The organism is Rhizobium sp. AC27/96, from assembly GCF_001692325.1.
GTDB lineage: Bacteria > Pseudomonadota > Alphaproteobacteria > Rhizobiales > Rhizobiaceae > Rhizobium.
Map to the genome: position 1 here is coordinate 402,528 of NZ_LXKN01000001.1, position 26,599 is coordinate 429,126.

24 protein-coding genes are annotated in these 26,599 nt (G+C 60.4%); 5 read left to right on the top strand and 19 right to left on the bottom strand.

The features are described 5' to 3' along the window. Positions 1 to 104: 104 nt before the first annotated feature. From pyrE to A6U86_RS02040, 4 genes are all read right to left on the bottom strand, one after another. Positions 105 to 647, bottom strand: coding sequence for an orotate phosphoribosyltransferase (gene pyrE / locus A6U86_RS02025; RefSeq protein WP_141683612.1), 543 nt, complete (start codon positions 645 to 647; stop codon positions 105 to 107). A 203-nt stretch (positions 648 to 850) separates the two neighbouring features. Beyond that, entirely contained in the window at positions 851 to 1,549 is a 699-nt protein-coding gene (locus tag A6U86_RS02030) for a phosphatase PAP2 family protein (RefSeq protein ID WP_068385613.1), read from the bottom strand. 122 nt (positions 1,550 to 1,671) lie between these two features. Next, positions 1,672 to 3,558: an ABC transporter ATP-binding protein/permease gene (locus A6U86_RS02035; protein WP_068385615.1), complete on the bottom strand. Its 1,887-nt coding sequence runs from the start codon at positions 3,556 to 3,558 to the stop codon at positions 1,672 to 1,674. Positions 3,559 to 3,768: 210 nt separating this feature from the next. Beyond that, on the bottom strand, positions 3,769 to 5,823 hold the full coding sequence (locus A6U86_RS02040) for a LysM peptidoglycan-binding domain-containing protein (protein WP_068387702.1): 2,055 nt from the start codon (positions 5,821 to 5,823) through the stop codon (positions 3,769 to 3,771). Between the two features lie 155 nt (positions 5,824 to 5,978). Here A6U86_RS02040 and A6U86_RS02045 point away from each other — a divergent pair, with 155 nt between their 5' ends. Then, complete coding sequence (locus tag A6U86_RS02045; protein WP_068385617.1) at positions 5,979 to 6,602, top strand: TIGR00730 family Rossman fold protein; 624 nt, start codon at positions 5,979 to 5,981, stop codon at positions 6,600 to 6,602. A 476-nt stretch (positions 6,603 to 7,078) separates the two neighbouring features. On the opposite strand, the gene rarD is transcribed toward A6U86_RS02045, so the two are convergent. The 13 genes from rarD to radA form a co-directional block, all read right to left on the bottom strand. Further along, the gene (rarD, locus tag A6U86_RS02055; RefSeq protein WP_068387705.1) at positions 7,079 to 7,990 is read right to left on the bottom strand and encodes an EamA family transporter RarD; all 912 of its coding nucleotides are present in this window, start codon (positions 7,988 to 7,990) and stop codon (positions 7,079 to 7,081) included. Between the two features lie 108 nt (positions 7,991 to 8,098). Further along, the gene (cimA, locus tag A6U86_RS02060; RefSeq protein WP_068385621.1) at positions 8,099 to 9,715 is read right to left on the bottom strand and encodes a citramalate synthase; all 1,617 of its coding nucleotides are present in this window, start codon (positions 9,713 to 9,715) and stop codon (positions 8,099 to 8,101) included. Between the two features lie 91 nt (positions 9,716 to 9,806). Then, on the bottom strand, positions 9,807 to 10,766 hold the full coding sequence (gene pip, locus A6U86_RS02065) for a prolyl aminopeptidase (RefSeq protein ID WP_068385623.1): 960 nt from the start codon (positions 10,764 to 10,766) through the stop codon (positions 9,807 to 9,809). Further along, complete coding sequence (locus tag A6U86_RS02070; protein WP_068385625.1) at positions 10,763 to 11,239, bottom strand: GFA family protein; 477 nt, start codon at positions 11,237 to 11,239, stop codon at positions 10,763 to 10,765. Before A6U86_RS02070 ends, pip begins: the two co-directional genes overlap by 4 nt. After that, positions 11,232 to 11,723, bottom strand: coding sequence for a GFA family protein (locus A6U86_RS02075; RefSeq protein WP_068385627.1), 492 nt, complete (start codon positions 11,721 to 11,723; stop codon positions 11,232 to 11,234). The genes A6U86_RS02070 and A6U86_RS02075 overlap by 8 nt, the downstream gene beginning before the upstream one ends. Further along, a complete protein-coding gene (locus tag A6U86_RS02080; RefSeq protein ID WP_068385628.1) occupies positions 11,720 to 12,202 on the bottom strand; it encodes a GFA family protein in 483 nt (160 codons plus the stop codon). Before A6U86_RS02080 ends, A6U86_RS02075 begins: the two co-directional genes overlap by 4 nt. Further along, a complete protein-coding gene (locus A6U86_RS02085; protein WP_083196708.1) occupies positions 12,199 to 12,567 on the bottom strand; it encodes an endonuclease domain-containing protein in 369 nt (122 codons plus the stop codon). The genes A6U86_RS02080 and A6U86_RS02085 overlap by 4 nt, the downstream gene beginning before the upstream one ends. A 200-nt stretch (positions 12,568 to 12,767) precedes the next feature. Then, on the bottom strand, positions 12,768 to 14,159 hold the full coding sequence (cysS, locus tag A6U86_RS02090; protein ID WP_068385630.1) for a cysteine--tRNA ligase: 1,392 nt from the start codon (positions 14,157 to 14,159) through the stop codon (positions 12,768 to 12,770). Between the two features lie 243 nt (positions 14,160 to 14,402). Beyond that, entirely contained in the window at positions 14,403 to 14,822 is a 420-nt protein-coding gene (locus A6U86_RS02095; RefSeq protein ID WP_068385632.1) for a hypothetical protein, read from the bottom strand. Between the two features lie 6 nt (positions 14,823 to 14,828). Continuing rightward, positions 14,829 to 15,569 (bottom strand): SDR family NAD(P)-dependent oxidoreductase, encoded by a 741-nt coding sequence (locus A6U86_RS02100; RefSeq protein WP_068385634.1) that lies wholly within the window; start codon positions 15,567 to 15,569, stop codon positions 14,829 to 14,831. Between the two features lie 69 nt (positions 15,570 to 15,638). After that, entirely contained in the window at positions 15,639 to 17,123 is a 1,485-nt protein-coding gene (gene purF / locus A6U86_RS02105) for an amidophosphoribosyltransferase (RefSeq protein ID WP_068385636.1), read from the bottom strand. A 162-nt stretch (positions 17,124 to 17,285) separates the two neighbouring features. After that, positions 17,286 to 17,909 carry a CvpA family protein gene (locus A6U86_RS02110; RefSeq protein WP_068385638.1) on the bottom strand — a complete coding sequence of 208 codons (624 nt, stop codon included), beginning with the start codon at positions 17,907 to 17,909 and terminating at the stop codon, positions 17,286 to 17,288. Between the two features lie 91 nt (positions 17,910 to 18,000). After that, positions 18,001 to 19,404: a DNA repair protein RadA gene (radA, locus tag A6U86_RS02115; protein ID WP_068385642.1), complete on the bottom strand. Its 1,404-nt coding sequence runs from the start codon at positions 19,402 to 19,404 to the stop codon at positions 18,001 to 18,003. Between the two features lie 155 nt (positions 19,405 to 19,559). Between radA and A6U86_RS02120 the strand changes: the two genes are divergently transcribed. After that, the gene (locus tag A6U86_RS02120; RefSeq protein ID WP_068385645.1) at positions 19,560 to 20,195 is read left to right on the top strand and encodes a LysE family translocator; all 636 of its coding nucleotides are present in this window, start codon (positions 19,560 to 19,562) and stop codon (positions 20,193 to 20,195) included. Positions 20,196 to 20,259: 64 nt separating this feature from the next. Here the strand turns inward: A6U86_RS02120 and alr are convergent, their stop codons facing one another. Beyond that, positions 20,260 to 21,423, bottom strand: a complete 1,164-nt coding sequence (alr, locus tag A6U86_RS02125) for an alanine racemase (RefSeq protein WP_068385648.1) — start codon at positions 21,421 to 21,423, stop codon at positions 20,260 to 20,262. A 113-nt stretch (positions 21,424 to 21,536) separates the two neighbouring features. Beyond that, a complete protein-coding gene (locus A6U86_RS02130; protein WP_068385650.1) occupies positions 21,537 to 23,033 on the bottom strand; it encodes a replicative DNA helicase in 1,497 nt (498 codons plus the stop codon). A gap of 345 nt (positions 23,034 to 23,378) precedes the next feature. On the opposite strand from A6U86_RS02130, the gene A6U86_RS02135 reads away from it, so the two are divergent. Genes A6U86_RS02135 through A6U86_RS02145 form a run of 3 tightly spaced genes read left to right on the top strand, consistent with a single transcriptional unit; the run spans position 23,379 to position 26,562 of the window. Continuing rightward, positions 23,379 to 23,822, top strand: a complete 444-nt coding sequence (locus A6U86_RS02135) for a MarR family winged helix-turn-helix transcriptional regulator (protein WP_068385651.1) — start codon at positions 23,379 to 23,381, stop codon at positions 23,820 to 23,822. Between the two features lie 8 nt (positions 23,823 to 23,830). Beyond that, on the top strand, positions 23,831 to 25,477 hold the full coding sequence (locus tag A6U86_RS02140) for an MFS transporter (protein ID WP_068385652.1): 1,647 nt from the start codon (positions 23,831 to 23,833) through the stop codon (positions 25,475 to 25,477). 17 nt (positions 25,478 to 25,494) lie between these two features. After that, a complete protein-coding gene (locus tag A6U86_RS02145; RefSeq protein ID WP_068385654.1) occupies positions 25,495 to 26,562 on the top strand; it encodes an HlyD family secretion protein in 1,068 nt (355 codons plus the stop codon). Positions 26,563 to 26,599 lie beyond the last annotated feature (37 nt).

The following is a 26,599-nucleotide window of genomic DNA, read 5'->3' on the forward strand; positions in this document are numbered from 1 at the left end:
TTGCTCTGATTACCAGTCGACGGTGACTACAGGCAAACGCTGTCATGGGCAATGCTCTCCCACGCTTGCCCGCATGCTATCCGAATTTCGTTCGCTGCGTACGGCTACCTGGCGCCTTCCAAATCCGCTCTCGTAAAGACGGGAAGAACGGAAAGCTGCGGAACACCCTGGATTGCAGGAGCGCCTTCTCCGCGCCAGATGGCGCAAATGACGGCAAGGATGTGTGCCTGTTCGCCGAGCGCCAGGTGATAGGCATCCTTGACCGCGCCACCCGTCGTAATCACATCCTCGATGAAGGTTACCTTGCGGCCGGCGAGTTGCTGGCCCTCGATTGCCCGGCATGTCCCGTAGGTCTTTGCTTCCTTGCGGATAAACGCGGCCGGAAGGCCGGTCTCAAGCGAGATGGCCGTCACAAGCGGGATGCCGCCCAGTTCCAGACCGGCAAGGATCTCGGTCTCGGCCGGGAGGAGTTCAATCATGGCGCGCGCAAGCGGCTTCAACAATGACGGCGTGCCTTCGAAGCGGTACTTGTCGAAATAGCGGTTGGAGATCTGGCCCGAGCGAAGCTTGAACTCGCCCTCCAAGGTTGCCACTTCGGCGATGCGCCGCGCGAGATCGCTTTTCGTATAAGTCACACCATCGGTCATCAGCGAACCTCCAATATCGCAAAGTTTCACGCGTATACGCGCGAAATCATGCGGCCGTAAACCATTTAATGGTCAGCGGTTGCAACGCGTGATGCTGCTGGGCGGGAAGGGTGTGCGCCCTTCACGCCCGGAGGGCCCTAAAAGACAAGCCGCCGGAGACGATCCGGCGGCCTGTGAATGTGAACGGTGTTTCGGAGCAGATATCAGAGGCCGAGAGCGGCGCGCAGTTCGGCCTTGGCGCCTTCGTATTCGCTCTTGTAGTCGTCATGCGTCATGATGGTTTCGGCGATGACGGTGCCGGCGATGCGGCCAGCTTCGATGTCGGATGCATAGTGGATGCCGCCGACGACGCGGTTATGGCCATACTCCCAGGCGCGAGCCATGATGACCGGACGCTTCTCAGGCACCATGTTCGAGAGCACGATGCCCATCAGCGTGCCGAGCGTCGTGTGACCGGACGGATAGGAGCCGGACTTCGACAGCGGAACGATCGGCTTGACGAGATCGCTGTAGAGATGCGGACGCGGACGCTTCCAGACATCCTTGGCCGGATCGACGACGGCGCCTTCGGTCTCGACGATACGGTCGAAGAAGGCCGAGAACTTCGGCAGGTTTTCCTTGGTGAATTTCGGATTGTCGATGACGTCGGAGAAGCGCCAGACGTTTTCTTCGGCATCGGCAACCGCGCGTGCGGCCGCTTCCGGGGTGCGGGTGACCTGGATCGTCAGGATTTCGCCGAGCTCGGCCTTCATCTGCGCCGAATCATTGGCAGGCGGTGGCGGCAGCAGATTGAGGAGATTGATCTCCTTGGCATCAGCAAACGGCTTGGCATCCTCAGCGAAAACCGGCGAGGCAACGCCGATAACGAGCAGCAACGTTAAAGCTTTGGTGAAATTACGCATTTGGGGCTCCCTTTTAGTGAGACCCGTACCTATCAAGCTGTTGTCTCAACTACGTGACAAGCGCAGTGTGCAATCTCTCCGTGCCATATTTGCAGCGGTGGTCAGCCTGATGCCAGCATGCTTCAGCTTGCCGGCGCCAGCCGGTTGACCACGCCCAGGTCGTCGTTTTCGCGCACCTGCTTCAGATGCTCCTCGGCCTGTGTTGCCTCGCGCTGGCGGCTCCACATGGAGGCATAGAGACCATTCTGGGCTAGAAGGTCTGCATGCGTGCCGCGCTCGGCAATCACGCCGCTTTTCAGCACGATGATTTCGTCGGCGCCGATCACGGTCGAAAGGCGGTGGGCGATGACCAGCGTCGTGCGGTTCTTGGAAACGACATCGAGGGCTGCCTGGATTTCGCGTTCGGTCGTGGTGTCCAGCGCTGACGTCGCTTCGTCGAGGATGAGGACCGGCGGCGCTTTCAGGACGGTGCGGGCGATCGCGACACGCTGCTTCTCGCCACCCGAGAGTTTGAGGCCACGCTCTCCGACCTTTGTGTCGAAACCCTCGGGCAGAAGGCGGATGAAATCGCCGATCTGGGCGATCTCGGTCGCCGCCGCCACATCCTCGTCGTTGGCGCCTGGCCGGCCGTAGCGGATGTTGTAGGCGATCGTGTCGTTGAAGAGCACGGTATCCTGCGGAACCATGCCGATGACCTTGCGCAGGCTCTTCTGTGTCACCGTGCGCAGGTCCTGATCGTCGATGGTGATCGTGCCGCTCTGGACGTCGTAGAAGCGATAGAGAAGGCGCGACAGCGTCGATTTGCCCGCACCCGACGGGCCGACGACGGCCACCGTCTTGCCGGCCGGCACCTCGAAGGAAATGCCCTTCAGGATCGGCCGCGCGGGATCATAGGCGAAATGCACGTCCTTGAACGAGATGGCGCCATTGCCGATGACCAGCTCCTTGGCGTCGGTCGCATCGACCACTTCCGGCCTGACTTCCAGCAGGTCGAACATCTCTTCGATATCGGTCAACCCCTGGCGTATTTCGCGATAGACGAAGCCGATGAAGTTCAGCGGCACGGAGAGTTGCAGCAGCATGGCATTGATGAAAACGAAATCGCCAACCGTCTGATGCCCATTGAGAACCGACCAGCCGGAGATGACCATCATGACGGTGGTGCCCAGGCCAAAGATCACGCCCTGGCCGAAGTTCAGCCAGCCGAGCGATGTCCAGACGCCGGTCGCCGCTTTTTCATACTTCGCCATCGATTGATCGAAGCGCTTGGCCTCCATCTCCTCGTTGCCGAAATATTTGACGGTCTCGAAGTTCAGCAGCGAGTCGATTGCCTTCGTATTGGCGTCAGTGTCGCTGTCATTCATCGTACGGCGGATGGAAATGCGCCAGTCGCTCGCCTTGACGGTGAACCAGATGTAGAGCCAGACGGTGACGGCCGTGACGGCGAGATAGGAAAAGCCATAGCCGCGCCAGAAGATGATGGCGGTCAGCAGGAATTCGATGAAGGTCGGAAACGTGTTGAGGATGGTGAAGCGGACGATCGTCTCGATGCCCTTGGTGCCCCGCTCGATGACGCGTGACAGGCCACCTGTCTTGCGCTCCAGATGGAAGCGCAGCGACAGCTCATGCATGTGGACGAAGGTGCGGTAGGCGAGCTGGCGAACGGCATATTGGCCAACGCTTGCAAACAGCGCATCCCGGAGCTGGTTGAGGCCGAGCTGGATGAGACGCGTGACGTTCGTGGCGATGATCAGGGCGATGGCGCCGACCATGAAGGCAGGCAGGATGCCCTGCATATCGAGCTTGCCGTTCAGGGCGTCGACGGACCACTTGAAGAAATAGGGGACCAGCAGCAGGAAGAATTTCGAGATCAGCAGGAAGACGGTCGCCCACACCACGCGCATTTTGAGATCCATGCGACCGGCGGGCCACATATAGGGCCAGAGGTTGACGATCGTATTCATTGGATTGCTGGAATCCGCCGATATGGTTTTCTTGCCGCCTGCCATGTCCGTCTCCGGCGAAATAATAGAAACACCCGGATATTGACGACCTGGGGTCGGTCCGGCTGGAAAGGCCTGGACACAAAGGCATGGCCGTTGCGTGAAGGCGATGGGGATCGCGCGACGCTTATACTATTTTTATGACGCATAAAAGCATTGGCCGGGCGTTGGTGGCGCCCGGCCAATGAATGTCGTTATCGAGTGACGGCGATCAGCCTAGAGATGTTCGCCCGAAAGCCGCTTGCGGTGAAGCTCTTCGGCATTGGGCAGCGCGTCCTTCGGCAGGCCGAACACCTGTCCCGGCAGGATCCGGTCCGGATTGTTGATCTTGTCCTCGTTGGCCAGATAGATCGTCGTGTAGCGCACGCCAGCGCCATAGATGCGGCGCGAAATCTGCCACAGCGTATCGCCGCGACGGATGATGACCGCACTGGTGTCCTGCGAAAGCGGTGCCTGCTCCAGCGTCTTCGGGCCGTTCTCGCTGGACGAGACCTCCGCATTCGGCTGTGCCGGCGCTGTCTGCGCGGGGGCGGTGATGGCGGCGATCATCCGTTCGAGACTGGGCAGCGCATCGCCGACCGACTTCGGGTCCTTCGGAAGGGCCTGCAATACGCCAAGCGCCTTGAGGGCGGCGGCCGATGCATCGGAAGCAATCTTTTTCAGGCTGGCGCTGGCGCTGATCGACGGCCGGAATTCCGAAAGCGATTTCAGCGCGATCTCGGTGCCGGAGCGGGCGGCGGCAAGCTGTTCCGCATTCGGCTGCTTGCCGTCCGTAAAGAGACCCTTCAACAGCGCGAAAGCCTTGCCGGCGCCTTCCTTCAGCTTGGCGAGTTCGCCCTCATCGAGCGGCACCATGTTCGCCGCCGTCGATTGCGACTGGGCGCCGGTCGCAGCCGGCGTCTGTGCGGCAACGGTTACCTGATTGCCTTCCGGGCGGGTGAAGTTGACGCTGGTGCGCACCACGACCTTGCCTGCCTCGTCAAGCACGTCGACACGGATCTTGTGGTCGCCAACCGCAAGCGGCATCGCGCCATCGACAACGAAATGGCCGTCTGCGCCGGCAGCAATTTCGCCGATCAGCTTGTCGTCGGCATAGGCGCGCACCTTGGCGTTCGGCTTCGTGGTGCCGGCAACGAAGATATGGTCGTTTTCGATTTCGACCGCGTTGACCATGACTTCGAGCTCAGCGTCGGTCTTTGCCGCCGGCGGGGTCGTCGTGCCGGCAGCAGGGTTGGCCGATGCGACGACCGTGCCATCCTGCTGTGGCTTGGCGTCGGGGGGCGTTGCGGTATTGCTCTGGGTATTGGCTGCCGGTGCATTCTGCTCCGCGGTGTTCACGCGACCCTGCTTGGCCGAGGGCGCCGCGATGATGCGGCTGGCGGTGCCGGGCTTTGAAACCATGGCGAGAAGCTGGGTCGAATCGTCCTTCGGCACGGAGACGGTTGCGACCTCTTCGGAATTGACGGTCTTGCCATCCTTGCCCGTGGCGCGCAGCACCAGTTCATGGTCGCCGGGCGGCAGTGGGTTGTCGAGCACGGCAGCAAAGTCGCCACTGGGGCCAACATTGGTCGTCGTGACGACTTTTTCACCGTCGACAATCTCAAGCTTGGCGTTCGGCTCGGCCGAGCCGGCGATGACGGTGGAACCATCCGGCTCCACGCGTAGCACGTCGAAGGACGGGACCGGAGACTTTGCGGCCGCCTCGGTCTGCGGTGCCGGCTGGCCGGTCAGTGCCGCCAGTGCCTTGTCGATCGCGGCGCTGGCTTCAGCGGCGTTATCCGGAAGCGACTGGATGATGGCGACTGCCTTGCCCGCGCCATCCTGGGCCTTTTTGATGAGGCCGGTCGTTGTCGCGTCGATGCCTTCAGGAAGCGCAAAGCCGACGATCGATTGAAGCGCCGTGATCGTCTTCGTCTTCGCGGCTGCGACAATATCCTGGCTTGGCGCGGCGCCATCCTTGAATAGCCCCTTGAGGTCGACGAGCGATGTCGCCGCAGCGCCGGTCAGATCGGTCAGCTTCTTGGCAAGATCGGCCGTGTTGACGGCGCTGGACACAGCATTCTGTGTTGCCTGGGCCGTCGTCTTCGCGGTCTCGCCAGCCTTCTGCGCATTTTCGTCGATGGTGTTCTTCACCGTGTTGCTGGCTTGATTGACGACATCGCCGATTGGGTTCTTGTTGCCGTTGATGCGCGGCATTACGAAAAAGACCATAAGGATGGTCGCAATTATCAGCACCAACAGAGCCAGCCAACCGGCACGGTTCTTCATCATCATTCATCTCCACGCGGCGCAGTCGTCGCAACTCCTGAAATTGCTAGCGATTTCGCCTGCTTTTACAAGCTTTCTCAGCCATTTTCGCATGCCCGGGCACAAGTTTTCCGTCGAAAAATCTTGACTGAGCATTCGCAGCATTGTTGTTTGCATCCATGACCGACGATTCCACGCCAATTCGATCCATCTGCGTCTATTGCGGCTCCAGGCCGGGGCGTGATTCTTCCTACATGACCGCAGGCCGGGAGCTGGGCAAAAGCATAGCCGAGAACGGTTTGCGCCTAGTCTATGGCGGTGGAACCAAGGGCATCATGGGCGCGGTCGCAAGCGGCGTGCTTTCGCATGGCGGTCAGGTCACCGGCATCATTCCGGAATTTCTTGTCGACATGGAAGCGACGCGCCATTCGCTCGGTCAACTGGATGAGCTGATCATAACCTCGGACATGCATGAGCGCAAACATGGCATGTTTGAACGGTCGGATGCCTTCGTGGCACTACCGGGCGGCATCGGCACGCTGGAGGAGATCGTCGAGATCATGACGTGGGGTCAGCTCGGCCGTCACGAAAAGCCGATGATCTTTGCCAATATCAACGGTTTCTGGGATCCGATGATGGAGCTCATCCGCCACATGACGGAAGAAGGCTTCATTCACACTCCCCATCGCGTACAGCCACTGCTGATCGACAAGGTGGCCGACATTATTCCGGCCATCCGCAAGCACGCCGCCGAAACGCGCGGCGACCGCAGCGGCGAAGAGGCAGTTATTTCCAAGCTGTAATTTTGGATAGACCTGACCGCTTGTTGGGTTGTGGCAATAAGGTATTATGCGGCTCAGTCTCGATTGGATATGGGCGATAGAATATGTGGCCGGCTTTCAGGGCGTTATTATCGGGCGTTAAACCATTTAACGTCGTTGGCGGCGATGTCATCCTTGCGACTAGATCGGAAAGCGGAACATCCAGATCTTCGTCTTTCGAGTGGCGTGTCAAGGAACTACTCGACAAATCCGATGTTCTGATAGGCGTCAAGATGCAGCCTGATAGCTACGCTGGGCTTGAGGGTGACGTCAAAAACTATATCAACTTCGATATTGAGACGGCCATTAGGCTTCGCGATAGCTTGAACGAGTGCATCGAATTCGCGCAGCGCTACAGTGAAACAGGTAGCAAAGCCCCTTACGCTTCAACTCCGACCGCTAGCTAAACTGCCTGGTGTGCGGTTGATGCGTGTGCGGCTCAGCCGTCAAGTTAAGCTTTAGCGCTCTCTGCTCTGACGCAGCATCGACCAGCTGTAAAGCACAAGCCCGGCCCAGATCAGCGAGAAGGCGATCATCTGCGTCGTGCCGAAGGGCTCCTTGAACAGGAAGACGGCGATCAGGAAGACCATTGTGGGCACGATGTACTGCATGATGCCGATGGTCGACATTCTCAAAAGCTTCGCGCCGTTGGCAAAGATCATCAGCGGCAGCGCCGTCACCAGCCCGCATCCGAGCAAAAGCGCGGTGTCCGAGAGGCCTGTCTGGTAGAAATGGCCTTCGCCGCGCGCTTCCAGGTAAAGAATGTAGAGCGTTGCGGGAATGCAGAGCAGCAGCACCTCAATGAAGAAGCCCTGATTGGCCCCAACGGGCAAAGTCTTGCGGAAAAACGCGTAGAAGCCCCAGGAGAAGGTGAGCGACAGTGCGACCCAGGGGAGCGTGCCGGCTTTTACGGTCAGGATGATCACGGCAATGGCCGCAAGGCAGATCGCGACGATCTGGGTCGGCGCAAGTTTTTCCTTTAGCAGGATGGCGCCGAGCGCGATGCTGAAGAGCGGATTGATGAAATAACCAAGGGCTGCATCAAGCGAATGGCCGGCGCCGATCGCCCAGACATAGGTTCCCCAGTTGATCGTGACCAGCGTTGCCGTCAGCGAGGCCATGGCAACCGTGCGCGGATTGCGCAGCGCCACCTTCACGTCCCCCATGCGGCCGAGTGCCAGCAAGACGGCGCCGGCAACCGGAACCGACCAGAAGATGCGATGGGCGATCACCTCGAAAGCCGGGATATGCGCAAGGGCCTTCATGTAGAGCGGTAGAATGCCCCAAAAGAGGTAGGCCGTCATCGCGAAGCCGAAGCCGCGGACAGCGTCGTTGTTCTTGATTTCCGGCTTGACCGCATCGGTGGTCATGATTTTTCCCGTCATTCCTTGTTATTTGAGACGGGATTACTCCAATGCGTAACGCATGGCTAATTCATTTCCTTGACGGCATCGTCAAGCTTTTTGATAGACAGCGGATCACTCCGCCGCAATCCTGCCCGCCATATGCCGGTTCTTCATCAGCTTGTAGATGACGGAATCCACCAGCGCCTGGAACGAGGCGTCGATGATGTTTTCCGAAACGCCGACCGTCCACCAGCGCACGCCGTCGCTATCGGTGGATTCGATGAGCACGCGGGTTATGGCCTCCGTGCCGCCATTGAGGATACGCACCTTGAAGTCGGCCAGTTCCAGATCGTCGATTTCGTGCTGGTATTTGCCGAAATTCTTGCGCAGCGCCAGGTCGAGTGCGTTGACCGGGCCATCGCCTTCGGCGACCGACATGATGGTCTCGCCATCAATGATGATCTTGACCACCGCTTCGGAGACGATCTTCACCCGGCCGTGGGAATCGAAACGGCGCTCGACCATGACACGGAAGCCGTCGATCGCGAAGAACTCGGGGATGGTGCCGAGCGTGCGGCGCGCCAGCAGCTCGAAGCTGGCATCCGCGCCTTCATAGGCATAGCCGGTGGCTTCGCGTTCCTTGACGATCTGGATCAGCTGGTCGAGCTTGGGATCGTCCTTGCCCACTTCGATGCCACGGCGCTTCAACGCATTGATAAAGTTCGACTTGCCACCCTGATCGGACACCATGACCTTGCGGAAATTACCGACGGTCTCAGGCGGAATATGCTCATAGGTGCGCGGGTCCTTGAGCAAGGCGGAGGCATGGATGCCGGCCTTGGTCGCGAAGGCAGAGGCGCCGACATAGGGGGCTTGATGATCGGGCGAACGGTTCAGCAGTTCGTCAAAGGCATGCGAAAGGCCGGTCAAGCCCAGCAGCCGCTCGCTATCGATCGTCGTTTCGAAGCGTTCGCTATAGGCCCGTTTCAAAGCCAGCGTCGGGATCAACGTCACCAGATTGGCATTGCCGCAGCGCTCGCCGATACCGTTCAACGTGCCTTGGATCTGCCGCACGCCGGCTTCGACCGCGGCCAGTGAATTGGCGACGGCCTGACCGGTATCGTTATGGGCATGGATCCCAAGACAGTGCCCGGGAACGCCGCAGGCAATGACGGCTTCAACGATAGCGCGGATTTCCGGCGGCTGCGTGCCGCCATTGGTGTCGCAGAGCACCACCCAACGGGCGCCGGCATCATAAGCCGTCTTGGCGCAGGCAAGCGCATAGGTCGGATTGGCCTTGTAGCCGTCGAAGAAATGCTCGCAGTCGACAAGGGCTTCCTTGCCGGCGCCGATGGCGGCCTTGACGCTCTCGGCGATGCTTTCGAGGTTTTCCTCGTTGGTACAGCCGAGCGCGACTTTGACATGATAGTCCCAGCTCTTCGCCACGAAACAGATCGCATCGGCTTTCGCCTGCAAGAGGCTCGCAAGGCCAGGATCGTTGGAGGCGGAAATGCCGGCGCGTTTGGTCATGCCGAAGGCGACGAAGGTAGCCGATTTCGTCCGCTTCTCCTCGAAAAAGGCCGTATCGGTCGGGTTGGCGCCGGGATAGCCGCCCTCGACATAATCCAGACCGAACTCGTCCAGCATGGTCGCAATGGCAATCTTGTCCTCGACGGAAAAATCGATGCCGGGCGTCTGCTGGCCATCGCGGAGCGTCGTGTCGAAGAGATAGATTTTTTCGCGCGTCATACTGTTTCCTCCGGCGAACCGGTTTGTTCTTGCTCAGTCGCTCCCTCTCCCTGCTGGCGGGGAGAGGGCTGGGGTGAGAGGCCTTGCGAGGTCAGGCCTTCCCGGCAAACCTATCCGTCGCCCGGATCAGTTGATCGAGAATGCCCGGCTCCGAAGCGGCATGGCCCGCACCCTCGATCAGATGAAATTCCGCCCTCGGCCAAGCCTTGTGCAGCGCCCAGGCATATTTTGCCGGGCAGGGCATGTCGTAACGGCCATGGACGATGACGCCGGGAATGTCCTTGAGCTTATGCGCATCGCGCAGAAGCTGGCCTTCTTCGAGCCAGCCGGCATTGACGAAGAAATGGTTCTCGATGCGGGCGAAGGCATGCGCGTATTCCGCATCCTCGAACTGGCTGCTGACGGATGGTTCGGGCAGCAGGGTGATTGTCTCGCCTTCCCAGATCGACCATGCCTTGGCGGCCTCCAGGCGAGCGGCCTTGTCCGGATGCGTCAGCAGGCGATGGTAGGCCGCCATCATCTCATGGCGCTCGTCGGCCGGGATCGGCGCGACGAAACGCTCCCACTTGTCGGGAAACATCTCGGAAACGCCGAACTGATAGTACCAGTCGAGTTCAGCCCGCGTCAGCGTGTAGATGCCGCGCACGACCAGTTCCGAAACCCGCTCCGGGTGCGTTTCGGAATAGGCGAGCGCCAGCGTCGAACCCCAGGAGCCGCCGAAAACAAGCCATTTTTCCACATCTGCCATCTCTCGCAGTCGCTCGATATCGGCGACCAGATGCCAGGTCGTGTTGGCCTCCAGACCGGCATGCGGTGTCGAGCGCCCGCAGCCGCGCTGATCGAACAGGGTCACGTCATAAAGCGCCGGATCGAACTGGCGGCGATGGTTCGGCGAGCTGCCGCCGCCCGGGCCGCCATGCAGGAACACTGCCGGCTTGGCGCCGGGCGTTCCCACGCGTTCCCAATAGATCACATGCCCATCGCCGACATCGAGATGGCCGGTCGCATAGGGTTCGATTTCCGGATAGAGCGTCCGCAGGATTTCCGTCATATTTTCAGTCCCTGGGCAGGCCAGACGTCGGTATCGTGATCGGGATGCTGGAAGGAGATGATCCGCTCCTGCTGAGCATAGAAATCAGGATCCTGATGCACCGGCTTTTCGAAGATGGTCTCGACCCAGGGGAGGCGCGAGGCGTGGTTCACCTGGATCTGCGGGGCGAGATCGTCACGCTCGTCGAAAGCGCCGATGGCGATTTCCAGGCCACCGGGATGGCGATAGGTCATCGGCGTGCCGCAATCCTTGCAGAAGCCGCGCTCGATATTGATGGAGGACTGAAAATAGGTCGGTTCGCCACGCGTCCATTCCAGGCTGTCGCCCGGTGCCGTGACGAGGGCGGAGAAGAAGCTGCCGAACTGCTTCTGGCACATGCGGCAATGGCAGATCGACGGGCGGCCAAGCTCGCCGCGAATGCGAAACCGCACTGCGCCGCATTGGCATCCTCCGCTTCTGTTGACTTCAGTCATGGCGCTTCTCCTGTGGCCAGGTTGAGGTATCGTGATCGGGATGTTGATGATTGGACAGCCGGATCGACACGGCGCGATCGGTGCCATCTTCATCCGGTTCCATCGGCAGCTCATCCAGCGCCTGAAACCACGGCATCTTTGTCCCGCGGTTCGATTGGGCGACCGGCTGGACAGCCATCGGCTCGTCGAGAGACCCAAGCGTCACATTGATGAAATCCGTGCCGGGAATATCGTAGAACAGCGGCGTGCCGCAGGTGCCGCAAAAACCACGGCGCACGAGATCGGACGAGTGAAACCACGAGGGCTCGCCGCGTGTCATCTCGAAATCGGCGCGCCTGGCGCTCCCAAGTGGCAAGGCATAGTTGCCCGATGCTTTCTGACACATGCGACAATGGCAGAGATGCGGATAGCCGGGCGCGCCGACGGCACGATATCGGACCGCACCGCATTGGCATCCCCCGCTATATCCTGCCGACATCGTCATTTACCGGTCTCCGCGGGCCATGCTGCGGTATCGTGATCCGGATGCTGGTATGAGACAAGCTCGAGCACGAAGGGTGCCTGCTCGGCATCGTCTTCCGTCCGGCGTCCTGGCAGCAGATGCAGCCGATCAACGAAATCGATCCTGGCTTCGGTGCCATACTGCACAACAGGCGGCAGCTGCGAGGGATCATCGAATGCCCCGGCCGCCACCGCCACGCCATCCGGCGCCTCATAGGTCAGCGGCGTGCCGCAATCCCCGCAGAAGCCGCGCCTGACGTGGCTGGAAGACTGGAATGTCTTCCGCTCCCCGCGTGTCCAGACAAGCTCGGCGCCGCGCGTCGAAACCAGCGGCGCGTAATAGGCACCGAAGGCCTTCTGGCACATGCGACAATGACAGATCGATGCATCCTTCAGCTCGCCCCGTACCCTGAAGCGAACCGCACCACATTGACAGCCACCGGTGTAGGTAAGAACAGTCATGCCTGATCCTTTCCTAAAACGGTGAGGATATGCATGCAGACATTGTCGATATCCTTCAGGACATCGTCGTTCCAGAAGCGCAGAACAGTCCAGCCGTCTGCTTGAAGGCGAAGGGTGCGGACCCGGTCATACGTCTGATCGCGATCGTTGGCGTGCTGGGAGCCGTCGACTTCGACAATCAGCTTCTCGGTCGGGCAGGCAAAATCGACGATATAACCGGCAATCGGCAATTGCCGGCGGAAGCTGAGACCCATGAGGCGATGGGCGCGCAATTCATTCCAGAGACGTAGCTCCGCGTCGGTCATGACCTTGCGCATGCGGCGGGCATTACTGCGGATTTTTGGTGGGACTGGAGTATGCGGCAAGGTACCCCACTCTGTCACTTTCGTGACATCTCCCCCACAAGGGGGGAGATTGTTAACCCCTGGCACTCGTTCGGCCCAAGTGGAGATAGAACCTGCGGAGGCCAAGCCTAATGATTGTATGAGGACATGCGGCAAGCTTCCCCCAATCTCCCCCCTTGTGGGGGAGATGTCACGAAAGTGACAGAGGGGGGTATATGCACTCACCGCTTGACCTCCCAAGTCGTAGTCCGCTCGCCCGTCGCAGCATCCTTGCCGTCCTTCAGCTGAATGCCTTCTGCCAAAAGTGCATCGCGGAGCTTGTCGGCCTCGGCAAAATTCTTCGCCTTCAGTAGCTCAAGGCGCTGGCGCACCTTGGCATCGATATCGGAAGCAACCGCTTCATCGACTTCCGCCTTCTTCGGCAAGAGGCCGAGCAGGCTGGCGCTTGCCGCGAAGACGGGCAGGAGGCTGGCATCGGCATTGGCGGCCTGCGCCAGCGCATGCAGCGCCTGCACCGCTGTGACGGTGTTGACGTCGTCGGCAAGGGCGGCGACAACCGTCGCATCCGGCGCCGCATCGCTGATATCCGCTGCCGGCCATTTGGCGAGCAGCCGTTCGGCCTCCTCCAGACGCTTGACGGAGAAGTCGATCGGCTCGCGATAATGCGTCATCAGCATGGCGAGCCTCAGCACGTCGCCGGGCCACGTCCGGCCACCCAGCTTGTCCGTCTGCAGCAGCTCATGGATGGTGACGAAGTTGCCTTCCGATTTCGACATCTTGCGGCCTTCGAGCTGCACGAAGCCGTTGTGCATCCAGACGTTCGCCATCGTGTGCGTGCCGTGCGCGCAACGCGACTGGGCGATTTCGTTCTCATGGTGTGGGAAGATCAGGTCGAGCCCACCGCCATGAATATCGAAGACATCGCCGAGATAGCGGCCGCTCATCGCCGAGCACTCGATGTGCCAGCCCGGACGGCCACGACCCCAGGGGCTTTCCCAGCCGGGTTCGTGTGCATCGGAGAGCTTCCACAACACGAAGTCGCCGGGGCTCTTCTTGTGTTCGTCGACCGCGATGCGGGCGCCCGCCTGCTGCTCGTCGAGATTGCGCTTCGAAAGCTGGCCGTAATCGGCCATCGACTTCGTATCGAACAGCACTTCGCCACCAGCCCGATAGGCATGACCCTTGGCGATCAGCTTCTCGATGATCACAATCATCTCAGCGATACTGTCGGTCGCCCGCGGCTGCACCGTCGGCTCAAGGCAACCGAGCGCCGCGGTATCCTCGCGGTACTGCCGTTCAGTCTTTTCTGTCACCAGCCGGATCGCCTCGTTCAGCGGCAGGCCAGGTTGGTCGCGCAGCGCACGCGCGTTGATCTTGTCGTCGAGATCGGTGATGTTGCGGACATAGGTGACGTGGCTCTCGCCATAGACCTGCCGCAGCAGCCGGAACAGCACATCGAAGACGATGGCCGGGCGGGCATTGCCGATATGGGCGAAGTCATAGACCGTGGGGCCGCAGACATACATGCGGACATTGTCGCGGTCGATCGGCTGGAAATCGACTTTTTCGCGCGTCAGCGTGTTGTAGAATTTCAGTTGCGGCTCGGCGCCCATTTCACTCTCCCAAAGGCATAGATCCGAAAAAAATCGTCACCGGCCGGCCGGAACGTTTGTCATCTTGGATTTTGGGAGACGAAAACGGCCAGACCAGCGAAGCGCTAGCGAATAATTTTCCGGCAGATAATGCAGATAACCGTTTTCATGGCAGGCTTTATCGCGCGACAACGATGATTGGTCAAGAGGGATACAAGCGACATGTCGGCGGACCATGGCTTAATGCATTCGCCTATCCAAAGACTACCGATTATTCAAATCCTGAGATTTCGAAAAGATAGGCTGGTGCCGCAATTTTTGAGTAAAGCCAGTGGACGTGAACGAGATCACCCCCGTATCGAGTTCAATCTCGTAGTCCCAAAGCAGGCATTTTCCATTGGGCGATAAGTGGGAATTTTTTCGTGTCAGGCCCATAATGAAGCATAAAAGAGCCTGCCCTTGCTCGATTTGAATTTTAAAATCGCTGACATTGTGGAAGGCAATGTCAGAGGCCGAAACCCAAAAGCCCAAATACTGGTCGCCTGACTTTTCCCATTTGAAAATATAATCGATATCGAGCGCAAGCTCGAATTTCTCGTTTGGCATCGAAAAGGAATAGAGCCGGTTGTCGTGCCAGCCCATGATGTCGAAGTCTTCCTCTGTCCAGACTTCCTTCTCAAGCATGAGGGCCTATTCCGGCATCCGGTAGTCGACGAGCTTGTTCTCGCGCACGACGAAGAGCTTGCCGGTTTCGGTGACATCGGCGCCCGCGAGCGGCAGGATTGCCTGAGCGACTTCGCGGGGATGCGGCAGCGTATCGGGATCTTCGCCCGGCATGGCCTGGGCGCGCATGGCGGTGCGGGTCGCGCCCGGATCGACGCTGGTGATGCGTAGCGGCGTGCTCTGGGTTTCACCGGCCCAGGTGCGTGCCAGCGCCTCGACGGCGGCCTTGGAGGCGGAATAGGCGCCCCAGAAGGGCCGGCAGCGGTGGGCTGCGGCCGAAGAAAGGATCACGGCGCGTCCGGCATCGGAGCGCATCAGCAGCGGCTCGACGGAGCGGATCAGCCGCCAGGTGGCGGTGACGTTGACGGTCATCACCTTCTCGAACACCTTCGCCTCGATATGGCCGATCGGCGAGATGACGCCGAGCACGCCGGCATTGGCGACGAGGATATCGAGCTTGCCCCAACGTTCGAAGATCGAGCCGCCGAGCGCGTCGATGGCGTTCATGTCGGCAAGATCGAAAGGCACGAGCGTCGCAGAGCCCCCGGCAGCCTTGATGGCGTCGTCAAGCTCTTCAAGCCCGCCGACCGTGCGGGCGCAGGCGATCACATGCGCTCCGGCCTTGGCCAGTTCGAGTGCCGTGAAATAGCCGATACCGCGCGACGCGCCAGTAACGAGGGCGATCTTGTCCTTGAGGTTGACGCTCATGCTGTCTTGATCCGAATGCTGTGGGAAGGAAAGGGGCGAGAAGCGCCCCTTGTCAGCCGTTACCGAAGGTCAGCCGTTGCTGGCGAGCATGGAGAGCTTGCGCACGTTGCTGGTGCTTTCCCTGTCGAGCAGGCGAGTCGGATAGTCACCGGTGAAATAGTGATCGGTGAACTGCGGCTGCGCATTGTCGCGCGGTTCGCCACCGACAGCCCGGTAGAGCCCATCGATCGACAGGAATTCCAGCGAATCGGCGCCGATGAAATCGCACATGGCCTTGAGGCTGCCATACTGGTTGGCGAGCAGCTTTTCGGCGTCCGGCGTGTCGATGCCGTAGAAGTCCGGATAGAAGATCATCGGGCTGGCGACGCGGATATGCACTTCGCGGGCGCCGGCTTCACGGATCATCTGCACGATCTTCACCGAGGTCGTGCCGCGCACGATGGAATCATCCACGAGGATGACGCGCTTGCCTTCGATGATGGCACGATTGGCGGAATGCTTCAGCTTGACGCCGAAAGCGCGGATCTGCTGCGTCGGCTCGATGAAGGTACGGCCGACATAGTGGTTGCGGATGATGCCGAGCTCGAAGGGAATGCCGCTTTCCTGCGCATAGCCAATGGCAGCCGGCGTGCCGCCATCCGGCACGGGCACGACGACGTCGGCTTCGACAGGGGATTCCTTGGCAAGATTGATGCCCATGTTGCGGCGAGCGACATAGACGTTGCGGCCGCCGACGACGGAATCGGGACGGGCGAAATAGACATATTCGAACAGGCAGAGCCGCTCGGGCTTGGTCACCTCAGGCTTGCGGGCGTCGATGGTGATCGAACCGTCGGGCTGAATCTCGCAGATGATGACTTCGCCATTTTCAACGTCGCGGACATATTTTGCGCCGATAATATCGAGAGCGCAGGTTTCCGAGCAGAAGATCGGCTTGCCGTCGAGCTCGCCCATAACAAGCGGCCGGATGCCGATCGGGTCGCGCGCCGCGATCAGCTTGGTGCGCGTCATGGCCAGCATCGAGTAGCCGCCTTCCATCTGCCTGATGGCATCGATGAAGCGGTCGGAAGAGGAGGCCTGCTTGGAGCGGGCAATGAGATGGAGAACGACTTCGGTGTCGGATGTCGACTGACAGATGGCGCCGTCAGCGATCAACTGCCGGCGCATCGTCAGGCCGTTGGTGAAATTGCCGTTGTGAGCGATGGCGATACCGCCGACTTCCAGCTCGGCGAACAGCGGCTGCACGTTGCGAAGGATGGTTTCGCCCGTCGTCGAGTAACGCACATGGCCCATGGAGCGGTCGCCGGGCAGGCGGGCAAGCGTGGCAGGATCGGTATAGTGATCGCCGACGAGACCCATGCGCCGCTCCGAATGAAAGCGCTGGCCGTCGAAGGAGACGATGCCGGCCGCTTCCTGACCGCGATGCTGAAGGGCATGCAGGCCGAGCGCCGTCAGCGTCGACGCATCGGGGTGCCCCAGAATGCCGAATACACCGCATTCCTCGTGCAGCGTGTCGCCGTCGATATCATTCTCGATGGAAAGGGAATGGTTCATGGCTGCTGGCCTTTGCTCTCAACGTGGGCGGATCGGGCGGCGTCACGACTGATACTACAATAGCTGAAAATCCGGCCGGAAAACATATCGGGCCGGATTTTCTGATTTCTTGCCGCTCACATGGCGATTATCGCGCTGCGGGTCAAGCCTGTAAACGTATTGTCAATTGTTTGTCTGCGGTGCGGGCGCATCGTCGGGGGGCGCGGTATCGTTTGTCGTACCGTTATCGCCACCTTGCTGAGGCTGCGTCTGCTGTTGCTGATTGGGTGCGATCTTGTTGATGATCTCGGGCGGCAGCATCGCCTGAACGTTGTCAGGAAGCGCCGACTTCAGCTTTTCGACCATCGAATCGAGGAATGGCTTCGACTTGGCATTGTTGACCCAGTCCGGACGGGCGGCAGGTGCGACGAGCCAGTTCCAGAAGGCCACCACGACGACCATCAGCAACAGACCGCGAGCTGCGCCGAACAGGAAGCCCAGCGTCCGGTCGAGCGCGCCGATGCGGCTGTCGATAATGAAGTCTGCGATGCGGATGGTGATGAAGGAAATGATGATCAGCGCCAGCAGGAAGATGACACCGGCCGAGGCGATCGTGGCGATCTTGGTGTCGGCCTTGTATTGCAGCGCATAGGGAAGCAGCAGGGGATAGAGATAGTAAGCGGCGACGGCCGAGCCGCCCCAGCTAACAATCGAAAGAATTTCGCGGGAAAACCCGCGGACCATGGCCAGAACGGCGGAGAATAGAAGAACGCCGATAACAATACCGTCGAAAATCGTAATGGGCATGTATAATCCACTTCAAGACTTGCCACGCCGTGTGGCGGGCATCGGCCTCAGTCAAGAGCCTCTTCTACGTCAAGGACGGCTGAAGTAAGGCTCAGTCTTCATCTTCCGCACGCTTGAGCGCGCCCTTCGATCCGGCTATGCGCGCCACCAGATCCGGTAGGCTTTCAACCTCGCTCCAGCGTCCGCCATTGACCTTTGGCAGGTCGGCGGAAGCGGCAGGCAGAACGGCCGCGGAAAATCCCAGCTTCTCGGCTTCCTTGAGACGCTGGCCAGTGTGCGCAACCGGCCGGACGGCGCCCGACAGGCTGACTTCGCCGAAATAGACGCAATCGGAGGGAAGGGCAAGACCGGCCAGAGAGGAAACCAGTGCAGAGGCGACGGCAAGGTCGGCAGCCGGCTCAGAAATGCGGTAACCTCCGGCGACATTGAGGTAGACATCGTGTTGGCCGAGGCGAACGCCGCAATGTGCCTCGAGCACTGCGAGAATCATCGATAGCCGCGCCGAATCCCAGCCGATCACGGCTCGCCGGGGTGTACCGAGTGAGGTTGCGGCGACCAATGCCTGCACTTCGACCAGCAGCGGTCTGGTACCTTCCATGCCGGCGAAAACGGCAGCACCCGGTGATTTGGAATTGCGCTCGCCGAGGAAAAGTTCTGACGGATTGGCAACGTCGCGCAGCCCTTTGTCGGACATTTCGAAGACGCCGATCTCATCGGTCGGGCCGAAACGATTCTTGACGGTACGCAGGATGCGGTAGTGATGGCCGCGATCACCCTCGAAATAGAGGACGGCATCGACCATGTGCTCGACCACGCGCGGACCGGCGATCTGGCCATCCTTGGTGACGTGGCCCACCAGCACCATCGCGGCGCCGGTCTGCTTGGCAAAGCGGATCATCGCCTGAACGCCGGTTCGCACCTGCGTGACGGTGCCGGGAGCGGACTCGGCAAGTTCGCTCCACAGCGTCTGAATGGAATCGATAATGACGAGATCGGGCCTCTTGCCCTCGGCCAGCGTCGCCAGGATGTCCTCGACGTTGGTTTCCGCCGCCAGCATGACGTCGGTATCGGCCGCCTGCAGCCGTTGAGCCCGCAGTCGAACCTGTGCCACGGCTTCTTCGCCCGAGACGTAGACGACCTTGTGGCCCTTGCGGGCAAGCGCCGCCGCTGCCTGCATCAGCAAGGTCGATTTGCCGATACCGGGATCGCCACCGACGAGAACAGCTGAGCCGCGGACGAAACCGCCGCCCGTGGCGCGGTCGAGTTCGGAGATGCCGGTGTAGATACGAGGCGCTTCCTCGATCTCGCCCGAAAGCGAGGTCAGCGTCACGGGCCGGCCCTTGCGCGGCGTCTTTGCCGGACCGCCGCCGATCCCGCCCATGGGATCTTCCTCGACGATGGTGTTCCAGGCACCGCAGCTATCGCACTTGCCGGCCCAGCGATTATGGATCGTGCCGCAGTTCTGGCAGATGAATTGTGTACGGGCCTTGGCCATCGGATGCTGTTCTCAAAATTCTATTGCTCCGCTCTTCGAAGCGAATCGCGATCAGCTGTCAGATAATGTCTTTCGCGGCCTATCAAAACTAATGATTTCCGTATCAACGGTGATCGTGGCAGCTTTTATGCCAGCCTTTTTATGGATGATGACCGATGTTCGACTATTCGATTGCCCACTGGATCGCCTTTCTGACTGCTGCAACCCTGCTCAATCTGTCGCCGGGGCCGGATATCGCCTTCATTCTCGGTTACACGATCCGAAGCGGCATGCGTTCGGGTTTCGCGGCGCTGTTCGGCATATGGAGCGGCGCCTGCCTGCACGTGTTGATGGCGGCGGCGGGACTGTCGGCGATCCTGGCAGCTTCCGCGATTGCCTTCTCGGCAGTCAAATGGATCGGTGCCGCCTATCTGATCTGGCTCGGCATCCAGGCGCTGCGTTCGAAAGGTGAGGGCGCCTGGATCAAGGAGGCGGGCAAGACTCTATCCTCAGGCCGCATCTACCGGCAGGGCATTCTGGTCTCGCTGCTCAATCCGAAGGTTGCGATCTTCTTTCTCGCCTTCCTGCCGCAGTTCGTCGTCGAGGGCGCGGGGCCGGTCTGGGCGCAACTCCTGCTGCATGGCAGCCTGATCATCGTCGTGGCCGCCTTCATCGAGCCGCCACTCATCCTTCTCGGCGGCCGTTTGAGCGAGGCACTGCGGCGCAATCGCAGCCTCGGGCTGTGGCTCGATCGTGGGTTGGGAACGCTCTTCGTCGCTCTTGGCGTGCGCCTGGCGATCAGTGCGCGCTAGAAGCGTTTCCGGGAAAAGCGCTTGGCGGCTTTCCGTCCTGAAAGAGGAAAACGGGAAGACGGGGCTATTCCTCGGTCTCCTCAGAGATATACCGCCGCTCGTGCCGCAGCCCCATGCTGGTCAGCATCTCATAGCCGATCGTGCCGGCAGCTCTGGCCGCATCGTCCAGCAGAACGTTGTTACCGAAAAGCTCGATATAGTCGCCGGCGCGGACCAGGTTTTCCGGAAGGTCGGTCACGTCGAAGATGGTGAGATCCATGGTGATGCGGCCGGCAACCGGGACCTTGTGCCCGGCGATATAGCCGTGACCACCGGCTATACCCGTCTGGCGCAGCGGCACGCCGGCGCTCGACTGGCTGCGCATATAGCCATCGGCGTAGCCGGCCGAGACGATCGCCAGCCGGCTCTCGCGCGTCAGCTGCAGCGCGCGGCCGTAGCCCACCGTTTCACCGGCTCTCACGGAGCGGGTCTGGATGATCCGGGCTTCGGCCGTCGCCACCGGGCGCATCGGATTGGCTATGCCGGGCACTGCCTCGCCGCCATAGGTGGCGATGCCGGGTCGGGTCAGATCGAAATGATATTCCGGCCCGAGGAAGATGCCGGCCGAATTGGCGAGGCTCGCCTCAATCCCCTCGAAGGCCGCGCTGACCTTGCGGAAGGCCTCCAGTTGCTGCCGGTTCATCGCATTCGAGGGATCGTCGCCGCAGGCGAGGTGGCTCATGACCAGTACCGGCGCGAAGCTCGCGGGACGTGAGACGTCGTCGGCCAGCGCCAGCGCGTCTTCCATTGGCAGGCCCAACCGATTGAAGCCGGTGTCGACCTGCAGCGCGCAAGGATAGTCGCCATAGTCTGATAGAACCGACATCCAGAAGGTCAGTTGCTCCTCGGAGGCGATGACGGGAACGAGGTCGTTTTCGAAGAATATCCGCTCCATGCCTGGCCAGATGCCGCAGAGCACGAAGATACGTGCCTCCGGCGCATAGAGCCGCAACGAAGCGCCTTCGTCGGCGGTGGCGACGAAGAAATCCCGGGCGCCGGCCGCATAAAGGGTTTCGCCTATATCCTCGATGCCGAGCCCATAGGCATCCGCCTTGACGACGGCGGCGGAGCGGGCTCTGCCTGACCGGTGAGCCAGGTCACGCCAGTTTTCAACGAGCGCACCGAGATCAACCGTCAGCCGCAGGCCGGCAGCAGCGAAAGCGTCATTGTCGTCGAAACTATCTGTCATGGGACCGCCTGAACAAGGAAATGGCCGGAGATGATTTGGCTCCGGCCAGGATAGTGATCATCGATGAAAAGAAAAAGTGCCGCGACGCGCATATGCGCCGCCACACAGCTTTATCAATGCTCTTCATACTGAATGAAGGAGGAATCGGCGAGGTCGGCAAAGCGGGTGAATTCCGACTGGAACGCGAGCCTCACAGTGCCTGTGGGTCCGTGGCGCTGCTTGGCGATGATGACGTCGGCGGTTCCCTTCACGCGCTCGAACTGGGCTTCCCATTCCGCATATTTCGGATCGTTGATATCGCGCGGCTCGGCATTCTTGACGTAATATTCCTCGCGGAACACGAAGAGCACCACGTCGGCGTCCTGCTCGATCGAGCCGGATTCGCGAAGGTCGGAAAGCTGCGGCCGCTTGTCTTCGCGGCTTTCGACGGCGCGCGAGAGCTGGGAGAGCGCGACGATCGGAACGTTGAGTTCCTTGCCGAGCGCCTTCAGGCCGGTGGTGATCTGGGTGATTTCCTGGACGCGGTTCTCGTTTGATTTTCCCGAGCCGGTCATCAGCTGAACGTAGTCGACCACGAGCACATCGAGGCCGCGCTGCCGCTTCAGGCGCCGTGCACGCGCCGACAGCTGGGCGATGGAGATACCACCGGTCTGGTCGATGTAGAGAGGTACCTTCTGCATCATCATCGAGCATGCCACCAGCTTCTCGAAATCCGCGTCGTTGATATCGCCGCGGCGGATCTTCGAGGAGGAGACTTCCGTCTGCTCGGAGATGATACGGGTGGCGAGCTGTTCCGACGACATTTCCAGCGAGTAGAAGCCGACGACACCGCCATTCTTCGCCTTGGTGGAGCCGTCTGCCTGGACTTCGCCTTCGAAGGAAGCGGCGATGTTGTAGGCGATGTTGGTGGCAAGCGAGGTCTTGCCCATGCCGGGACGGCCGGCGAGGATGATCAAGTCGGAGCGCTGCAGGCCGCCCATCTTGCTATCGAGCGAATGAATGCCCGTGGATATGCCCGAAAGGCCGCCATCGCGCTCCTTGGCGACGGCCGCCATGTCGATCGCCAGCGCCACGGCGTCGTTGAAGGCCTGGAAGCCGCCATCGTAACGGCCGTTCTCGGCGAGTTCGAACAGGCGCCGTTCGGTATCCTCGATCTGCGTCTGCGGCGGCATGTCGAGCGGTGCGTCATAGGCGATGTTGACCATGTCTTCGCCAATGGTGATCAGCGCGCGGCGCAGCGCCAGATCGTAGATGGCGCGGCCATAGTCCTCGGCGTTGATGATGGATACGGCCTCGACGGCAAGCCGCGCCAGATACTGCGCCACCGTCATGTCGCCGACCTTCTCGTCCGCCGGCACGAAGCTCTTGATGGTCACCGGATTGGCGGTCTTGCCCATGCGGATGATGTCGCCGGCGACCTCGAAGATCTTTCTATGCAGCGGCTCGTACAGATGGACGGGCTTCAGGAAGTCGGAGACACGATAATAGGCATCGTTGTTGACAAGGATGGCGCCGAGCAGAGCCTGTTCCGCCTCGATATTGTTAGGCGCTTCGCGATAGTGCTGGTCGGCGGGAGCAATGGCGGCGAGCTTGCGCGGCGCTTCGTTCATTTTCCATCTCTTCGTACTTTGGAGTATCGAATGGTTTGCGATGAACCGCTGTCATGGTCAACTGCACAAGTGGGTCGCATTGGTGAATGAGAGCAAATTCGGCGGCGCTATCAACATTGTTCCACTCGTCCACAGGACAAGCTTCCGCCACTTAAAAATCCCTTGTCGCCACTTTGCAACGATAGGACCGACACACGAATCACATATGCAAGCCATTCGGGGGCATTTTAGCCGGGTATTTCGCTATTTGCATCAGCTTTCGCGGCTATGATGCTTGAAAAGATAAGAAAATCCGGCTATTGCCTGTAAATAGGGTAGGCTGCTAATAGTATAAAGTTGCAATAAATGTCTGGTGCGCCATCAAGACGAGAGCTGTTCGACGATCTTTCCTCTTTCAATCGTAAGTTGAGAGCTGCATTTGACGCGCTTGTTCGCGAGCATGGAATGACCCTTGCGCGGGCAAGGGTTTTTCATAAGCTCTCGCGTCGTGATGGTATCAACCAGCGCGAACTTGCCGACGAACTTGAGCTTGAAACGCCGACGCTCGTGCGCATTCTCGATGCCATGGAGGCGCAGAGCTTCATCGAGCGGCGCCCCGTGCCATCAGACCGTCGCGCCAAGCAGATATTCATGACCGAATCCGGAAAAGTCGTTGCTGCCGAGGTCGAGGCTCTTGCCACCGGTGTGCGTGCGGATATCTTGGAGGGGATTTCGGACGAGGATATCGGCATGGCGCTCAAGGTTATCCGCGCCATGACTGCCAATCTTCAGAATGTGGGCAAGTCATGAGGTAGTGCATGAGCGGTGAGCCGAGCCTCGTTTCCGAAGCGGAAAGCACCACCGTTCCTCCTGTTGCGCCGCCCATGCCGGGGTGGAAGGTGCCGTTCTATATAGCGGCGTCCGTGATGTTCTTCCTGACGCAGGGCCTGGGGCTCAACCTCGCCTTTGCCAATCTCACCCAGATCCAGGGCACAATTGCCGCAACGACGACGGAATCGGCATGGCTTTCGGCCGCCTACATGGCGCCGAACGTCAGTCTCGCCATCGCGCTGGTCAAGATCCGGATGCAATATGGCGTGCGCAATTTCGCGGAGGTGAGCATTCTCGGCTTCATCGTCGCCTCGCTGCTCAATCTCTTCGTTTCAGATCTGCATTCGGCAATCGTCGTCCGCTTCCTGAGCGGCATAGCCGGCGCGCCGCTTTCGACGCTTGGTTTCCTCTACATGCTCGAAGCCTTCGAGCCGGCCAAGAAGATGACCGTCGGCGTCAGCCTGGCGATGACGAACACGCTGCTGGCTGCCCCCATCACCCGCCTCGTATCGCCTTCGCTGCTCGACTATGGCGAGTGGCGCGGCCTCTATACGCTGGAAATGGCGTTGGCGCTGCTGGTCATGCCGATCATCTATCTCCTGCCGCTGACGCCGCCGCCGCGTGTCAAGGTCATCGTTCTCGGGGATATCTTCAGCTATCTGCTCGTGGCCATCGGATTCGGCTGTCTGGCGATCATTCTGTCCGTCGGACGCCTCTACTGGTGGCTGGAAGTGCCGTGGCTCGGCGTCGTGCTGGCGATCGGCATAGCGTCCCTGACCATTGCCATTGTCGTCGAGCTGCGCCGACCGACGCCGCTCATCGACGTTCGCTGGCTTCTGCAGCCCGAAATTCTGCACCTGACGGCAATCCTGCTGATCTTCCGCCTGATCGCCGCCGAGCAGACCTCCGTCATCATGACCTTCTATCAGAACGCCGTCGGCCTTCTCTATGATCAGCTTTCCATGCTGTACTGGATCATTCTGGCCTTTTCGGTGATCGGCGGGCTCATCTGTACGGTCTTCATGGTCTATGGGTTCGGCTGGCAGATCCAGTTCGTTGCGCTGATCCTGATGGGGGTAGGCGCCCTCATGGATTCGCAGGTGACGAACCTGACGCGGCCGGAGCAGATGTATCTCAGCCAGGCGCTGATGGCGGCCGGCGCGGCACTCTTCCTGCCGCCATCCATGTCGCAAGGCTTCAAGGCGGCACTGAGCAAGGGGCCGCCCTATCTCGTGACCTTTTTCGTCGTCTTCACCTTCACGCAGAGCATCGGCGGTCTCATCGGCTCGGCCTTCTACGGCACGCTGATCATCATTCGCGAGAAATTCCATTCCGCCGTCTTGACCGAGCGGGTGCTTTTGACCGATCCGCATGTGGCCGAGCGCGTCAGCCAACTTTCATCCTCCTATGGCAAGGTCATCGGCGACAGCGCTCTTCTGAAGGGAGAGGGGCTAGCGCTGCTTGGCGCGCAGGTGAGCCGCGAGGCGAACATGCTCGCCTATGGCGATGCATTCTTCGTCGCCGCCATCATCGCCTTCCTGTCGCTCGCCGGTCTTTCGCTACACGTATTGTTTCGCTTCGTCAGAGCTCGGCTTGCTGAAGATCAGCCTCAAGCCGCAGCACCCAACCCATGAGGATATGAAATAGCTCCATGTCGAGGCTCGTTCGCTCCCCAATCGAAGTCATCGCCGTTCTCGCCGGCATCGGCGGCGTCATGCTTGTGCTTTATGCCTGGCATCTGCCGCCGTTCAAGAGCTCCGTCGAAACCACCGACGATGCCTATGTCAAAGGCTACGTCACGACCATCAGCCCGCAGGTCAGCGGCTACATCACCTCTGTGCCAATCAAGGACTACAAGCTCGTCAAGCAGGGTGATGTGCTCGCCCAGATCGACGATCGCATCTATCGGCAGAAGGTGGCGCAGGCGAACGCAACCCTGGCCGGCCAGAAGGCGGCCCTTGCCAATTCCCAGCAGCAGGAGCAGGCGGCCAAGGCCGGAATCGTCTCCAGCCAGGCGCAGATCGATAGCGCCAACGCCGCGCTCAAGCGCGCCCAGCTGGCCGCTGATCGCGTGACGACGCTGGTCGCCAGGGGTGTATCGACGACAAGCGATTCCGAACAGGCGCAGGCGACGCTGCAGCAGGCAGAGGCATCGGTCAATCAGGCCAAGGCCGCCCTCGATGTATCGCAGCAGAACCTGACGACGATCATCGTCAATCGCGCCTCGCTCGAGGCGGGCGTCAGCGGCGCGGAGGCAGCCGTGCAGCTTGCCAACATCGATCTTCAGAACGCAACGATCGTCGCGCCTCAGGACGGCCGCGTCGGCGAGGTCGGTGTACGCCTCGGCCAATATGTGACGGCCGGAACGCAGCTGATGGGACTTGTGCCGAAGGACATCTGGGTAATCGCCAATTTCAAGGAAACCCAGCTTGACGGCATGAAACTCGACCAGCCGGTCACCATCTCCGTCGATGCGCTCGGCCACCGGCAGATTAAGGGCCGCATCCAGCGGTTCTCTCCGGCGGCGGGCTCCGAGTTCGCCGTCATCAAGCCGGACAACGCCACCGGCAATTTCACCAAGGTCGCCCAGCGCCTCGGCGTCCGCGTGAAGATCGAGGATGGCCAACCTTTGACCGACGAATTGGCCCCAGGCATGTCCGTGGTCGTTTCGGTCGACAAGGATTCCACGCCGTTGCCGGAGCCTTCCGCCAACGATTGATAGGCGGGAATCGCGTGTCGGATGACAAACAAAAAGC

Coding starts and splice junctions, on each gene's coding strand:
- A6U86_RS02075 (WP_068385627.1), bottom strand. CDS start 11,723: ATGACGATGTCGGCAGGATATAGCGGGGGATGCCAATGCGGTGCGGTC.
- cysS (WP_068385630.1), bottom strand. CDS start 14,159: ATGGGCGCCGAGCCGCAACTGAAATTCTACAACACGCTGACGCGCGAA.
- A6U86_RS02045 (WP_068385617.1), top strand. CDS start 5,979: ATGACCGACGATTCCACGCCAATTCGATCCATCTGCGTCTATTGCGGC.
- alr (WP_068385648.1), bottom strand. CDS start 21,423: ATGACAGATAGTTTCGACGACAATGACGCTTTCGCTGCTGCCGGCCTG.
- A6U86_RS02120 (WP_068385645.1), top strand. CDS start 19,560: ATGTTCGACTATTCGATTGCCCACTGGATCGCCTTTCTGACTGCTGCA.
- A6U86_RS02135 (WP_068385651.1), top strand. CDS start 23,379: ATGTCTGGTGCGCCATCAAGACGAGAGCTGTTCGACGATCTTTCCTCT.
- A6U86_RS02070 (WP_068385625.1), bottom strand. CDS start 11,239: ATGACTGAAGTCAACAGAAGCGGAGGATGCCAATGCGGCGCAGTGCGG.
- pip (WP_068385623.1), bottom strand. CDS start 10,766: ATGACGGAAATCCTGCGGACGCTCTATCCGGAAATCGAACCCTATGCG.
- A6U86_RS02035 (WP_068385615.1), bottom strand. CDS start 3,558: ATGGCAGGCGGCAAGAAAACCATATCGGCGGATTCCAGCAATCCAATG.
- radA (WP_068385642.1), bottom strand. CDS start 19,404: ATGGCCAAGGCCCGTACACAATTCATCTGCCAGAACTGCGGCACGATC.
- A6U86_RS02145 (WP_068385654.1), top strand. CDS start 25,495: ATGTCGAGGCTCGTTCGCTCCCCAATCGAAGTCATCGCCGTTCTCGCC.
- A6U86_RS02095 (WP_068385632.1), bottom strand. CDS start 14,822: ATGCTTGAGAAGGAAGTCTGGACAGAGGAAGACTTCGACATCATGGGC.
- A6U86_RS02130 (WP_068385650.1), bottom strand. CDS start 23,033: ATGAACGAAGCGCCGCGCAAGCTCGCCGCCATTGCTCCCGCCGACCAG.
- cimA (WP_068385621.1), bottom strand. CDS start 9,715: ATGACGCGCGAAAAAATCTATCTCTTCGACACGACGCTCCGCGATGGC.
- A6U86_RS02080 (WP_068385628.1), bottom strand. CDS start 12,202: ATGACTGTTCTTACCTACACCGGTGGCTGTCAATGTGGTGCGGTTCGC.
- A6U86_RS02100 (WP_068385634.1), bottom strand. CDS start 15,569: ATGAGCGTCAACCTCAAGGACAAGATCGCCCTCGTTACTGGCGCGTCG.
- A6U86_RS02030 (WP_068385613.1), bottom strand. CDS start 1,549: ATGCGTAATTTCACCAAAGCTTTAACGTTGCTGCTCGTTATCGGCGTT.
- A6U86_RS02110 (WP_068385638.1), bottom strand. CDS start 17,909: ATGCCCATTACGATTTTCGACGGTATTGTTATCGGCGTTCTTCTATTC.
- pyrE (WP_141683612.1), bottom strand. CDS start 647: ATGACCGATGGTGTGACTTATACGAAAAGCGATCTCGCGCGGCGCATC.
- A6U86_RS02140 (WP_068385652.1), top strand. CDS start 23,831: ATGAGCGGTGAGCCGAGCCTCGTTTCCGAAGCGGAAAGCACCACCGTT.
- A6U86_RS02040 (WP_068387702.1), bottom strand. CDS start 5,823: ATGATGAAGAACCGTGCCGGTTGGCTGGCTCTGTTGGTGCTGATAATT.
- rarD (WP_068387705.1), bottom strand. CDS start 7,990: ATGACCACCGATGCGGTCAAGCCGGAAATCAAGAACAACGACGCTGTC.
- purF (WP_068385636.1), bottom strand. CDS start 17,123: ATGAACCATTCCCTTTCCATCGAGAATGATATCGACGGCGACACGCTG.